The sequence below is a fragment of the Cytobacillus sp. T106 genome (assembly GCF_040492155.1).
In the GTDB taxonomy this organism is placed as follows: domain Bacteria; phylum Bacillota; class Bacilli; order Bacillales; family Cytobacillaceae; genus Bacillus_AB; species Bacillus_AB infantis.
Genome location: NZ_JBEUMK010000001.1, coordinates 278,265 through 292,665 on the forward strand (window position 1 = coordinate 278,265; position 14,401 = coordinate 292,665).

The window sequence follows — 14,401 nt, forward strand, 5'->3', positions numbered from 1 at the left end:
TTGCTGGGCAAGGAAGAAGGAGGGGATAAGGTGAATCAGGGAGCGATAAAATACATATGGATCATCTGGGCGCTGACTGTGCCTGCCGGAGTCTGGCTAACCTATACCCTCTATCCTCCGCAGCCTGCAGCTTTGAACGTCGATGTCCTGGCATTTATGCTGCTTATGTTTTTTGTATCATCCATGCCGATCATCATCAATAACGTGCCCGTGTTTATGCTGCAGTGGGTGGCTTTTGCCGTTTTTTTGACTTTCGGCATCTTTATCGAAATGCTTCTTGTACAGGCTTCAGTCATCTTTCTCCTTCTGAAGCTCCGGCTTCCGAAAAGCCAGTCTTACAGGTTTCCGCTCAATTCATTTATGTTCTTTGTGGTTTCCTTCATAAGCGGGATTTTTTATTATTCCCTTGGCGGAAAGCAGGGAGCAGACCTGATGGAGCACGGTCCTTCCTTATGGCTGTCCATCCTGTATCCGATTGTCTATTATGTTGTGAATCAGCTCGTCCTTTCCCTGATCCTTTTTTTCCTGCATAAGCAGAAAACGAATTTTTTCGGGAAGGATTTTATATGGGAGTCGCTTACATCGATCATGACGCTGCCGGTCGGATTCATGCTCTATATCCTCTATCGTGAAGTGGGGCTATTATCCATCCTGTTTGTAGGTGTACCCTTTGCCAGCCTGTCTATTATCCTGGGACTCTATAATTCCAGCGAAAAGGTGAACGATTATCTGCACAAAGCAGCCGAAATCGGCCATCAGCTTGCTGAGCGCCTCAACAGGTATGAAGTGATGGAGCTTTTTATCGAAAAGCTGATCGGCATGCTGCCGGTAGACTATGCTTATATCCTCGATGTGGTCGATGAGTCTGAGCTCAAGCTTCTTTATCAGGTGGAGGATGGAGAGCGGACCACACCGTCAGCACTCCCGCTGCGCAGAAATGAGGGCATCAGCGGGCTTGTATGGGCGACAGGGAAAGCTGCCCTTTTCAGTACGAAAAAAGAATGGAAGACAGCAGCCAAAGGCTATATGCCGAAGGAGGTCGAAAGCGTCCTCTGCGTTCCCATCGCCCGCTCAAGCAAAGTTGTCGGTGTCCTCCTTCTCGCCTCCCGAAAGAAAAGGGCCTATGAAAAATATCAGCTGATGATTGTGGACATCCTTTGTTCCCACTTCGCCGTCGCCATTGAAAACGCAAGGAACTATGAAAGAACAAAGGAAAACAGCGAACGCTGTGCATTGACGAAGCTGTATAATTACCGCTATTTTGACGTGCTTCTTGGAGAAGAGTTCATAAGGATGGAATCTGGAAAAAGAAGCGTACTTTCGCTCATCATCCTGGATATCGATCACTTTAAAAGCGTAAACGATACTTTTGGGCACCAGAGCGGGAATGAGATCCTGATCGAACTGGCAGAAAGGCTATCCTTGCTCACAGAGCCATACGGAACTGTAGCGCGATATGGCGGAGAGGAGTTTGTTGTCCTGCTTCCTGACGTGGAAAAGCAGGAGGCTCTCGAGCTTGCCGAAGTCATCCGCCTTGCCATCGCCACCCAGCCTTTTACCATCACCCAGCATATGGACGGCGACGGCTCCAGGCTCTCAGTCAGCATCACTGCCTCTATTGGGGTTGCATCTGCACCAGTGGATGCAGATGATCCGCTCGCCCTTATCCGCCATGCCGACCGCGCTTTGTATGTAGGCGCGAAAAGGGCAGGGAGGAATCGGGTGGCGGAGTATGTGAAATAGGAAAATCCCCTGTTGGGGATTTTTTTATTTTGTTGTTTTCTGGCAGTTCCTGTTATGAAGAATCAAACTGCAAAATATGATAAATTCCGCAAGATAAAGCTTTGGAATCTATAGGTAAATTGGTATAATAATAGTAAAAATGACACAGTTGACATCTGAGAGTTTTATATAGAGGAAAATGAGAAAGGGGGAACATGATGAGGAAGTATAGCAGAGCTATATCTGCCATCCTGATGCTGCAGCTGCTGATCCTTATGCTTTCCTATACAGGAAAGGATATATTGGCAGCAGAAGAAGCGGGGGTGGATTTTAGCGCAAAGGCATCGCAATCTGTCATCGTTAAACCGCAGAACAGCAATGCCGAGGGAAGCATCGACTTCCACCTGACGCCAAAAGGCAAAGCCACTAACGCAAACCGCGACCCGATTGATGTAGTGTTTGTGTTTGATAAATCCGGCTCGATGAATGACTCAGGCAGGAATCCGCAGAAATTTCAGAGCGCAAAAGACGCCATGACGGCCGCTGTGGGCTTTTTCAAGGAAAATGCAGGGCCGAATGACCGGTTTGGCTTTGTGCCGTTTGACGATGGTGTTGAAACAGGGAAGGTTGTCACATTTTCTCCCAACAATAATATAGCCAGCCTTAACCTGATTAACTCGAATTCGAATAGCCTTTCAGCACTGGGAGGAACCAACTACACGCAATCTCTGGAAGCAGCATTAGGTATGTTTGGGAACAGCACTAATAATAAATATGTATTATTTATGACGGATGGGGAGCCGACGTTTTCCAACGTGAATGAAAAGGTTACATACAGATCCTGCTCTTTTCTAATCTGGGGCTGTGAAAATGTTACTGCAATGAAAGAAGTGCGTTATGAGCTATATGGACAAAAACCTAACTTAAGCAATTCAGTCTATTTCTATAATGGCAGCCAGAAAACATCTATAAGCAAATCAGTTAACGAAACAGTTGAAAGTATAAGGGCCCATGGTCTCGGGGTGGCTCAAAAACTTGCAGAGAAGGATATCAAGCTTTTTTCCATTGGTTTTGGCAATAACACTGAAGTTGATATGAATTATTTGAGGAGCCTTTCGTCTGTAACAGGTGTAGCGGCCAGGCAAGCCACTCAGGAAAATATAGCTTCCATTTTCCGTGATATTTCTGCTGACATGGATACTCCATCCATCAGCGGGGAGATAAAGGTAGATTTGAAGAAATACAGTGATAAAGTCAGTTTGGTTGAAGGCAGCGGGGCAAGGATTGATGAAAACGGCTTTGCCAGCATAAAGTTCAATCTTCCGTATCCGATAAATCAAAATGCACCGCAGCCAATCGATCTAAACCTTCCACTAAGCTTTAAAGAGCTGGGAATTTATACTTTCGATAATATCAGCATGGCCTATACAGACTTGAACGGCCGAAAAATCACCAAGCCTCATAGCTCTGTGACAATAGAGGTCAAAGCCGATGCTCCGCCTGGCTTCAAGGGGACAATGAATCTTAATGGGTCAATCAACACTCCTGACAATCTAATTAAAGTTAGCGGATCGGCAGAGAAGACCAATGAGTTTGAGGTGCAGTATTCGCTAAATCCGTTTGGACTTGTAAACAATACTGTAAAAGGCTCGTTAACGAATTTGAGGATTGTCCAGCCGCTTCCTGAAGGGGTATCACTAGTAAGCTCTGTAGGAGCAGCAGCTATCGATCTTCCGGACGGCAGAAAAGCGATTGAGTTATCGTTTACAGGCTCAGTGGGTTACAGCAATGGCCGTTTCACTCCTGACCTTGTGATAGGAGCTTTCAAGCTGAAGGGGGACTGGGCGCTCAGCAACGTCAAGATGCCGGCTGCCATTTTATATTATAAGGACAGCCGCTTTGGAAACCAGCAGACAACAATCGCCGCCTCCAGCCAGGTCATCAATATGAAAGTCAGGCTGAAGGACACGACAAAGCAGCAGGCGTATGATGGTGATGCAGCAGGCATCATCAGCAAAATCGATCTTAGCGACAATGGGAAAAAGCTGGCGCAGACAGGATTCCCAAATGATCACGGGCTGCTTAATAAACCAATTATGGAAATGCGTTTTACTGATAACAATAAATCAATTGAAGTTATATACAGTGATGGGAGCAAGGCTACAATTTATCTGGTACTTGATTATGAAATGACAGGTGTGGACACAGGCAAGTCTTATAACAGCAGCGAAAAGGCAAATGAACATGTCAATGTTAAACTGACAAAGCTGGTGGCAGGACAGGGAGTTAAATATTTTTACAAGATTATAAACGAAAAAGGCACAACCGAATGGAAGGAGTTCTCACCAGATGAAGAAATCCCTCTGACAGAGCCGGGGGAAAACACCATAAAGATTAAAGCGATTGGCGGGTTCTCTGCTACTGATCAGCCAGTTACAAAATCACTGACAATTGAGAAAAGAATAGAATCAATCAATGTTTCACCTGATCCAATTGAAGTGGAAATAGATAAAACAGCGGTATACAAAGTGGAAATCCTGCCTGCACAGGCGACCAATAAGAAATTGGAAATATCGATAGTTGATAATGAAATTGCAAGCCTGGTTGGAGAAGATTCCGTTTATGGACATAAAAAGGGTGAAACAGAACTAATTGTCAAAACGACTGATGGCTCAAAGCTTGAAAAAAGGGTCAAAATCATCGTTAAAGATCCATACATTGCCCTTGAAGAAATTAACTTCAAAAAGGCAGTCTATAAGCTGGAAATTAATAAGAAAGTCAATATTGAATCACTATTGATATTCAATCCAGAAAAGGCTACAAAGAAGAAAATCACTGAGGTTTTCACAGCCGATGCGAAGAATGGCAGTGTTAGAGTTGTACAGGATGGAGACGATTTTTATCTGGAAGCAGCAGGTATCGGCTATACAACCGTAACAGCTGTTGCCGAAGAACAACGGGATAAATCCAAGCCAAAAGCTTCGGCTTTATTTGAAGTAGTCAATCCGGATGGATCTGGAAATGACGGTACAGGCAGCGGAGGCCGATGGTAAATAAAAAAGCATACAAAAGAAAGGTGCTGCAGCAAGTGCAGCACCTTTTTTTATTCTACCAGCAGTTCATCTGAGAAAATTTGCAGCTGTTCAGCGAGCGGCAATAATTCAATCCTTTTTAGAAGAACATCCTGGTCGTATTTTACAACAAATCTGGAGAACTTTCCTTCCTGTGTTAAGGTTGGCAGGTTATCTATGTTTGAACCAACTTCTCCCCGGATGGCATTGATTGTCAAATTCTCCTTGGCAAAAATACCACCGTTTATATAAAACAGCGATCCTACTCCGTAAAGCACGGCATTCTCTTCGGTATAGAAAAACCCTTTAAGCGGCTTGATTTTTGAATCATTTTCTGGAAGATATGGTTTCTTACCTTCATCTGTATCATTATAATTGTTAAATTCATCGATTCTTGTAATCATTAAATCCTGTTTGGCCATCAAGATAATCTGCTGTTCCTCGCCATCTTTGGATAAACCTAAAATATTGGCATTAGAAATGGACGCTTTGCCGCCTGCGTAAACAACGGAATCAAATTTCACGGCGTCGTCCTCCTGGCCGGCATCAGAGTTTTCCCCTTTGACAGTGAACTCATTGGCAGCAATAATATTTTCGCTGAATTCTATAGAAGTATTGGAAGGCTGGATGGTCAGGCTTTCACCTGTCAGTATATCGCCTTTTGCTTTTAATTTGGCGCCTTCATGAGACTCGGCCATAATCGAATCTGCAGATATAACTTTCTTCTCCATATCAAGCTTCCCGTTTAAGTTTAAAATGTAGGTTTTACCCGTTACATATACATTATCCATCAGCGTCAGATTTTGATAGCTGGTAAGGTACAGATCACCTTCTACAATCAATTTACCGCCGAATGTAATTGGATTCTGCGTGCTCATGACGACAAGGTTTCCATAAATCTTAAAATCGTCAGAAATATAAAGTCCCTGTTCACTGCTGTCAATGATATAACTTCCTGCCGTAGGAGTTATATTTTCTCCAAGGGTTGATAAAGGGCTGCTTTGCCCTTCAATCACTTTTACAAAGCCATCCTCCGTAATTTCATAAGCCCTTACAGGCAAGGCCGAAATCTCGCTTCTGAGTTTTTCTTTAAAGCTTGTCCCTTCGTCAGCGACGGATTGGCTGATTTCAGTATCCTTCAGCATATCCCGCAGACTTTGCCTGAAGGTTTTATCGTAATCAATATTGAAAAACTGGCTGTCATGCTTTAATGGAGGGATGTCCCCTTTGTAGAAATTATCTTCATCTTTAACTATGTCGAGCAGATGGGATGAACTGCTGAACAAGTCCCCCATCAGGGAAGGCATTGGTGTTCCATGAGTTTTCTCTGTGCCCCCGTCAACTTCGTAGTGAGCGTCCTCGTCGATATACAGCCTATTCGCATAAGTATTACCAACGATGTTAGGGGAGCCATTTAAGAATAAGCCGGAATCCTCTTCATCCGACTCTGAGCCGACCGCATACTTTAAAAAGCTTGGCAGCGGTGACAGAATGATCCGCTTTTTGATGGTACGGGAAATTTCGCCTTCTGTTTCCTGGGGGTTATTAGTCACTAAGACTAAATCAAGTACCCTGGTAAAATCGGAACCTATGTCAATTTCATAGTCAGCCTGGTCGAAAGAAAGCTGTTTCCCGCATGAAACAGAAGGGTCAATAGGATTGTCTGAACCTTTGCTGATGTCTATGATATTTAGGCACTCAAGCTGTGCGGAGTTCTCAGCCCTGCTTTTCTCAAGTACATCTTCTAAGATACTGTGCAGCTTTGTATTATAGCCGCTTTCCACTATCTTTTTGTCATAATTCATATAATCTTCCAAATCCAAAGCTGCCAGGGAGCGGGAAAGGTCAGCGGTCATGTTCTCAAGCACCTTTATGCTGCTATATGTTAAGTCGATGTCCGACTCCCTCGTCTCTGTCCTTTTTGCACCTCCAATGGCAGAAGCAATGATGCTCAATCCCAGAATAGTGAAGATAAGGGAAATGAGCAGAACAGTAATTAAAGCATTTCCTTGTTCATTCTTCATCAGGCGGCCCTCCTGCAGAAAAACCAAATTTGCTGTGAAGGTCTAAAGCTTCTTCCAGACGATGATTATCCAGGCTGTAGTCCAGGCTGATCATGCCTTTACCGCATGCAGCCTCATCTGCGTTATTAGCACACTTATAAACAAGCTTTGAGTTATTAAAATCAGATTCGACTTCAAGAGGTTTTCCATCGATTTCGAAAACCCGCACTGTCCCATCTTCTGTGGCCTTTTCTGTCAATTCAATTCTAACTGAGGTTTCCAATGTATTCTTCTTATTGCGATACACGCCATAGAATGTTGCTCCGCTGCTGTTATTTTCAACTTTGTCTACTCCAGTGAACGTTGAGTTGACCAGTTCAATACAATCATCACCACAGCTCTTTACATAGTCAAAGGGATAAGAGTAAAAGGCATTCATAATCATCGTGGAGGTGTAGTCTGCATCATCCCGCAGCTGCCCTTCGACCTGAATTTTGTTATAAAGCTTAATGCCCGAAGTGAAAACGCCATAGATGACCGGCAAAACGATAGCTGTTATCGCAAGAACAGCGAGCAGTTCATATAAGGTAAACCCCTTGTTATCGAAGATCTTCACTTTTTATGGCTCCTTCAATTTTTACTGGAGTTTCGCTGCCTACCCATTCTACGGTTGCTCTAAGCGGGATGGAGGAGGCATCAGTTTCTGGAATATGTCCCTCTGGCAACGCAATTGTAACATCGTATTCAACATTATTGATTACTATAGGAGTGGGGATGCAGCTTGGAGCACCTGCAGCCTCGGCCGAATGAAGGCTGCTTCCATCCTTCCATGCTCCCCTGTAGCTCTCATCGCAGATTGTTATTTTCATTTCCTCAGCCGGGTCGTCAGTGAATTTTTTCCTGATTTCTATAAAACTTTCATTTTCTATGTACATTAGAGCATTTCTTGCTACATTGATTCCGGCAGTTTTGTTTTGGCTGCCGCTGGTATAGCTGTATGCCTGTGTGAAAAATTTCATTGAGCCCAAAAGAATGATGCTTAAGATTGTAAGGGAAAGGAGTACTTCTACAAGTGTTAGTCCATTGGAACTATTTATTATTTTTTTAAGTTTCATTCAGACCCTTCTTTCATTCTTTCTGCTTATATTATACAATATTTTATAGCTATATTTGTCTTAAAAGGTCGAAAAAGACAAGTGAAATATATAAGGAGAATAAAGAAAGAAAAGATTAATAGGACTATATTACTTGCTGCTGGAAGGAGAAGTGTTTTTGAGCACATACATATTTGCGTTGATTTCTTTATTGCTGCTCATCCCGATTATTTATTTTCTGCCTTTGGGCATGACACTGAAAGGTAAAATGATTACTATTTCTGCATCCCTGCTGTTCGCTGTAATGGGGGTTGCTGCACAAGCAAGCTTTCTTTGGTGGCAGATTTTACTGCTTATGCTTGCTTTAGTGCTGGCTGCGGCATATTTTATGGGAAGCAGAATGCCTAATGCCTTATTTTCTGCTGATTCTGCTGAAGAAACAGCAGAAGATTCTTTTACAGGCTTCAGTTATCCTCATGAAGAGTCAACTGCTTTGGCGTCTGAGCTTGATCTGGAAACATCTCCAGAAGCGGAAGCAGTCGAACAAGCTGCGCCAGAGTATCAAATTGAAACCGAACCGGTTATGGAAGAAGCGGGCGATACGAATGATTCTGCAGATTTCAGCGTCGGATTGGAAGAAGAAGAGCTGGAAGATTTATTTTCAGGAAGAAACACTGAATCTGCTGAGGAATTCGAAGAACTTTCTGCATCAACAGATCTCTACTCTGATGAAGAGAGAGAATTAGCTCTATCTGATTCAAGCTTAAATGATGATGAAATAGAACCTTTTCCCGAATTCAGCTTAACAGGGGTTGAAGATGAACAAGGTGAAGAGATCAAGATCGTGGAATCCGATCTTCCTGTTCCGGAATATATGGCAGATTTAGAAAAGCTGATGCTTGAAGAAACTGAGTTGCCAGGGGAAAAAGACAGTGAAGAAATAATTGATATTCCATTTGTGCAGCAGGAAGAGATACCTGTTATTGAAGAATCTGACATCCCGGTTGGCACAGTAGATAATATTGAAGAGATCTATGAGATAAATAGACAGGCTGAGGCGGAATTACTATTTGAGAAAGAAGAATATTCAAATGAAATTGCCGTTCATAATGGCGAAGACCTTATCCAAGAAGATTCGGCTCTGACATTTAACGATATTGAAAAACTGGATTCAGCCTTGGAAAACAGCAATGCTCCATATGACAATTTGGATTTAGAGGAAATGAACAATAGTACAAATGAACAGGCAATGCTGCAGAATCAGCTTCTTCAAAACCTGCTGGCTCAATTGCACGCAGCTAAAAGAGTCCTTGGACAGAGTCAATATGAAGGGATGGTAAAGAGCTGTTTGAGCCCGAGCCTTCCGCTTCCTGATTATTATACATTTGCAAATCTGCTCATAAAACATTATGCAGCATCAAAAGAATATCAGAAGCTTCTGCTGCTCCTGGGTGATTTGGAATCCAAATTTAGTAATTATCCTGTAATTTTACAGGAAATCCATTTTTTACAAAAAATATATTTATCGAATTAGAGTGTTGCCTGTGGGAAAAAGTTGTAATATAACTGTTATGAATGTAACAAATTTAAAATATAGGTGTGGTGACATAAATTGAAAACAAGTTTACAAATTACGGGTCTACCGATTATAAGTATTTCAGATGGACAGCAGGTAGGAAAAGTAAAGTCTTTAGTAATTAATCCTGAAAAAGGCTCTATTGATTTCCTGACAATAGAGCACGAGGACTGGCAAGTGAGCGTGAAAGCCATTCCCTTCAAAAAAGTGGTCGGTATTGGTGAATATGCTGTAACAGTAGAAAGTGATAATGCTGTTATAGATTTGAATGAAATTCCTATTGCCAACCAGCTTGTAAATAAAAAAATCAGGATTACCAATACAAAGGTCATGACTCGAAAAGGGGAATTGATCGGCGAAATTTCCGAATTCTATGTGGATGATGAAACAGGCAATATCCTTGGTATGGACATTAAAAGCGGCGGCAGTGAACAAATCCTGCGTTCTGATTTTGTATTAACATATGGCAAAGACATCGTTATTGTAAAAGAAGATGCCGCTGATGGCTTTTTAATTGATGCAGCCCTTCTTGATCCAAACCAGTCTGCGCATGAAAAGAACAACGAGGCAGCCACTGAAGCTGGCAGCAGTTTCGAGAACGATGAAGAAATCCAGCTTCTAAAGGAAAAACAGGTTGAACTTCTTTCTGGCAAAGCTGTATTAAAAGATATATATGGTATGAATGGCGAAGTGATCATAAGCCAGGGAACGATCTTGACTAGGGAAATTATCAATAAGGCACAAGAGGAAGGCCCAAATATAGTCGTTGAATTGTCCATGAATGTCGAAGCCTAATGCAAGGGGGGGCATCTTGCTATGAAATCTCAACAAATAGTAAAGCTTTCAATTGTTCTGATTCTATGCACGGCTTATATCTTCTCGTTTTCTAAATTTGGGGCTATGGCATTCAATAATGCTGTGAATCCAAATGAAGCATTTGAAAAAGGCACTATCATTGCCGATACAGATATATCGGGATTAGATCCGTCTGGTGCAATGGAAAAAGTGGCTGGCAAAACTGCTGAGTGGGTCGGTGGCACGAAGCTGGTTCTAAAATATAAAGAGAAGGAAACCACTCTGCCTTCAGATCTTTTTACTTTTGATTTGGAGCAATCGATTGGCTCAGCAGTATCAGGAGGAGAAAATCTTCTGATTGCCAATATAGAGGAAGCTGATATAAAGAATACTTTGGCCGGGATATCTCCAGATCTGGCATCTGAAAGCTTTGAGTTTTCCAGGTTCAAGTCAGACCTGTTATTATACCCGTCAGCGCTACAGTCTGGCGAACATGCCATTAAGCTTGAAAACTACCTTCCGCTTCAAGAAGATGCGGCAACACTGTCTGAGGCTGTATTAAAGGATGACCAAACAGCCAAAGATCTGGCAGACTGGGCCAAAAGATTCCCCAAGATAGAGATTTTGCCTCAATCGACCTTTTCATTGCTTAAGTTCCTGGAAGAAAGCAATGTCACTTACAACGAACAATCTCTCGGTGCTGTAGCCAGTACCATTTATAAAGCTGTTATGCCGACCAATTTTACTTTTGCTGAGAGACATATCGGAAGGAAGCTTCCCGATTATGCAGAACCAGGGTTTGAAGCAAAGGTCAGCAAAGATAAAAACATGGATTTGATTATTGCCAATCCCAATGACCAGGCTTACACTCTTGAGTTTTCTTATAACGACAGCCTCTTCTATACAGCGCTCAAAGGACAGAGCCTTGTTTATTCTTATAATATCCAATTAAAGGATAAGGAAGCTTTTAAGCCGAAGACGGTCGTCCAATTTGATGCAAAGCTGAGATTTGGAGAACAAAGGACCGCTGTTGAAGGAGTGGCCGGGATGCTTATTAAGGTCTACCGGGATACAGTAGACCGCGATGGGAGCATCATTAAAACAGAAGCCATTTCAGAAGACTTTTATCCGCCGGTGCATACAGTGATTATTCATAGTTTGACAGTTAAGGAGTCTGCTAACTTGAATAATGGAGGCAGCTTACAGGAAAACAGCGGACAAACATCAGGAAGTCTTCCCGAAGAGCAGAACGGCACAGCTGGAGATCCAGAGGAATCTTCGGATAATGCCGGGTCCGTGGAAGAGCCCTACGGTTCTCAGAGCGGAGAAGAGTCCAGCCAGTCTGATCAAGAAAAAGAAGATGATGGCCTTTGGGGAAAGCCGAATGAAGCAGCCAAATAATATGAAGAAAAAGCAGGGATATCAATGAAACAGACAAGAAGGCGTTTAGGAGATTTGCTTGTTGATTCAGGTCTGATATCAGAAGAACAGCTGCAGCAGGCGCTGACGGAAAAGCATAAAGATCAAAGGATCGGGGATGCCCTCCTGCAGCGGGGCTATATTACAGAACAGCAGCTGATAGAAGTGCTGGAATTCCAGCTGGGAATCCCGCATGTCAGCCTTTATCGCTATCCATTTGATGTGAAGCTTTTCAGTATGGTGCCAAAAGATCTTGCGAAGAGAAATCTGATCATTCCTTTAAAGAAAGAGGGAGAAAAGCTTTTTGTCGCCATGGCTGATCCCATGGATTTCTACACAATTGATGATCTGCGTCTGTCAACCGGATTTCATGTAGAGGCTGCCATTGCAACAAAGGATGATATCCTGCGTGCCATCAATAAGTACTATGATATGGACGAAGGATTTGAGGAACTCCTTGACGCTTCACCTGGCACAAAAGAACTGCAGGACGATAAGATTGCCGATGAGGATTCACCGATTGTCAGGCTCGTCAATCAAATCCTTGGAAACGCTGCCTCCATGAAAGCAAGTGATGTACATATTGACCCTCAGGAAACAAAGGTGGCAGTAAGATACAGGATAGATGGAGTACTTCGGACAGAGAGGGTGCTGCCCAAGCATATGCAGAGTGTCCTGACAGCCAGGATTAAAATCATGGCCAACCTTGATATAACAGAGCACCGGGTGCCTCAGGATGGCAGAATTAAGATTAATCTTGATTTCCATCCGATTGACCTCCGTATATCGACGCTGCCGACTGTTTATGGCGAAAAAATTGTAATGCGTCTGCTTGATTTGGGCAGTTCATTAAATGACATGAACAAGCTTGGATTCAACAAGCTGAATTTGAACCGTTTCACTTCTATGATCAATAAGCCGACCGGCATCGTCCTGCTGACAGGCCCTACAGGATCAGGGAAGTCATCCACGCTTTATGCAGCGCTTAATCAGCTGAACAGCGAAGAAGTCAATATCATCACTGTCGAAGATCCTGTTGAATATCAGCTTGAAGGCATCAATCAAATTCAGGTGAATTCCAACGTAGGGATGACATTTGCCAAAGGCTTGAGGGCCATCTTGAGGCAGGACCCCAATATTATCATGGTTGGGGAAATCCGGGATAAGGAAACAGTGGAGGTTGCCATAAGGGCCTCTCTTACAGGCCATCTTGTACTAAGCACCCTGCATACAAACGATTCGCTTGGTTCAATCACGAGGCTCCTTGATATGGGAGTAGAGCCTTTCCTGGTGGCATCCTCGCTCAGCGGAATTGTCGCCCAAAGGCTTGTAAGGCGGGTATGCCGGGATTGTGAAGAAATTCAGGCACCAACAAAAAGGGAGATTGAAATTTTTGCGCGGCGCGGCATGAAGGTAGAAACAATCAAGCGCGGCAGAGGCTGCTCTTCCTGCAATATGACAGGCTATAAAGGCAGGATTGCCATTCACGAGGTACTTGTAATCGATGATGAAATGCGCAGGGTCATCATGAACGGGGAATCTTTCTCAAGGCTTCGTGAGCTTGCTATAAAGAATAAGACTATATTTTTGATTGATGATGGCCTGCTGAAAGTAAAACAAGGCATTACGACGACAGAAGAAGTCCTTCGTGTCGCCATACCTGATTAGGAGCAATGACCATGACTGAAGCAATTGATATTCTTTTAAGGGCCGGCTTTGAACTGAAAGCCTCCGATATTCATCTGACCGTTGGAGTGCCTCCCATATTCCGGATCAATGGCGAGCTGAAGCGATATGGCAAAGAAAATCTGCTGCCTGCACATACAGAGTCCATGGCCAAAGCCATCATCCCTGAAAATATGTGGGATCGCTTCAAGGAAAAAGGAGAACTCGATTTTTCCTATGGTGTCCAAGGGGTATCGCGTTTTCGCGTCAATGCCTATTATCAGCGTTCATGCATTGCATTGGCGGTCCGGGTTGTGCCAACAAGAGTCCCGACGATTGATGAGCTGGAGCTGCCTAACATTCTCAAGAAGGTAGCAGGAAAACCACAGGGGCTGGTGCTGGTGACAGGCCCGACAGGAAGCGGAAAATCTACCACGCTGGCTTCCATCATTGATTATATGAATCAAAATATGAGGAAGCACGTTATCACGCTCGAAGATCCGATTGAGTATCTGCATAAGCATGGCAATTGCATCATTGACCAGCGAGAAGTCGGGTTTGATACAAATAATTTTGCTAATGGCCTGCGGGCTGCCCTCAGGCAGGATCCTGACGTCATATTGGTCGGGGAGATGCGTGATCTTGAAACGATACAGACGGCGATAACGGCAGCTGAAACAGGACATCTTGTTTTCGGGACACTGCATACTTCAAGTGCACCTGCGACAATTAACCGGATCATCGACGTTTTCCCGCCATCCCAGCAGGCACAGATCAGGATTCAGCTTGCCTCTGTACTTGTTTCAATCGTATCACAGCGGCTCTTCCCTATCATTGACCGTAAAGGGCGCAAGGCTGCAACCGAGATCCTTGTCAATAATTCGGCTGTGGCCAATCTGATCCGTAATGAAAAAGTCCATCAGATTGCCAACATCATGCAAACCTCAAGGGCTCAGGGCATGCATACCCTTGATGCAAGCATCAATGAACTCGTGCAGTCAGGACAAGTATCCAAGGAGGCGGCCATGCCATACCTCCAGGAAAAGGTGAATTGAT

Annotated in this window: 10 protein-coding genes; 7 read left to right on the top strand and 3 right to left on the bottom strand. The window is 43.6% G+C overall.

Annotated elements, in window-relative coordinates:
• Positions 1 to 30: 30 nt before the first annotated feature.
• Both ABU165_RS01345 and ABU165_RS01350 read left to right on the top strand, forming a co-directional pair.
• Positions 31 to 1,743 (top strand): sensor domain-containing diguanylate cyclase, encoded by a 1,713-nt coding sequence (locus ABU165_RS01345; RefSeq protein ID WP_318059593.1) that lies wholly within the window; start codon positions 31 to 33, stop codon positions 1,741 to 1,743.
• Positions 1,744 to 1,940: 197 nt separating this feature from the next.
• Complete coding sequence (locus ABU165_RS01350) at positions 1,941 to 4,775, top strand: VWA domain-containing protein (RefSeq protein WP_353762498.1); 2,835 nt, start codon at positions 1,941 to 1,943, stop codon at positions 4,773 to 4,775.
• 50 nt (positions 4,776 to 4,825) lie between these two features.
• Here the strand turns inward: ABU165_RS01350 and ABU165_RS01355 are convergent, their stop codons facing one another.
• From ABU165_RS01355 to ABU165_RS01365, 3 genes are read right to left on the bottom strand one after another with little or no spacing between them, the layout of a single operon-like run.
• Positions 4,826 to 6,817, bottom strand: coding sequence for a hypothetical protein (locus ABU165_RS01355; RefSeq protein ID WP_318059591.1), 1,992 nt, complete (start codon positions 6,815 to 6,817; stop codon positions 4,826 to 4,828).
• Entirely contained in the window at positions 6,807 to 7,412 is a 606-nt protein-coding gene (locus ABU165_RS01360; RefSeq protein ID WP_318059590.1) for a PilW family protein, read from the bottom strand. Before ABU165_RS01360 ends, ABU165_RS01355 begins: the two co-directional genes overlap by 11 nt.
• Positions 7,396 to 7,911 (bottom strand): type IV pilus modification PilV family protein, encoded by a 516-nt coding sequence (locus tag ABU165_RS01365; RefSeq protein WP_318059589.1) that lies wholly within the window; start codon positions 7,909 to 7,911, stop codon positions 7,396 to 7,398. Before ABU165_RS01365 ends, ABU165_RS01360 begins: the two co-directional genes overlap by 17 nt.
• A gap of 157 nt (positions 7,912 to 8,068) precedes the next feature.
• Here ABU165_RS01365 and ABU165_RS01370 point away from each other — a divergent pair, with 157 nt between their 5' ends.
• The 5 genes from ABU165_RS01370 to ABU165_RS01390 all read left to right on the top strand — a co-directional run bounded on the left by ABU165_RS01370 (position 8,069) and on the right by ABU165_RS01390 (position 14,400).
• Complete coding sequence (locus tag ABU165_RS01370; RefSeq protein WP_318059588.1) at positions 8,069 to 9,424, top strand: hypothetical protein; 1,356 nt, start codon at positions 8,069 to 8,071, stop codon at positions 9,422 to 9,424.
• 78 nt (positions 9,425 to 9,502) lie between these two features.
• Positions 9,503 to 10,261 (top strand): PRC-barrel domain-containing protein, encoded by a 759-nt coding sequence (locus ABU165_RS01375; protein ID WP_148948976.1) that lies wholly within the window; start codon positions 9,503 to 9,505, stop codon positions 10,259 to 10,261.
• Positions 10,262 to 10,282: 21 nt separating this feature from the next.
• Entirely contained in the window at positions 10,283 to 11,662 is a 1,380-nt protein-coding gene (locus tag ABU165_RS01380; protein ID WP_318059587.1) for a G5 domain-containing protein, read from the top strand.
• A gap of 24 nt (positions 11,663 to 11,686) precedes the next feature.
• Positions 11,687 to 13,348, top strand: a complete 1,662-nt coding sequence (locus ABU165_RS01385) for a GspE/PulE family protein (RefSeq protein ID WP_148948978.1) — start codon at positions 11,687 to 11,689, stop codon at positions 13,346 to 13,348.
• An 11-nt stretch (positions 13,349 to 13,359) separates the two neighbouring features.
• On the top strand, positions 13,360 to 14,400 hold the full coding sequence (locus tag ABU165_RS01390) for a type IV pilus twitching motility protein PilT (RefSeq protein ID WP_224951604.1): 1,041 nt from the start codon (positions 13,360 to 13,362) through the stop codon (positions 14,398 to 14,400).
• Position 14,401 lies beyond the last annotated feature (1 nt).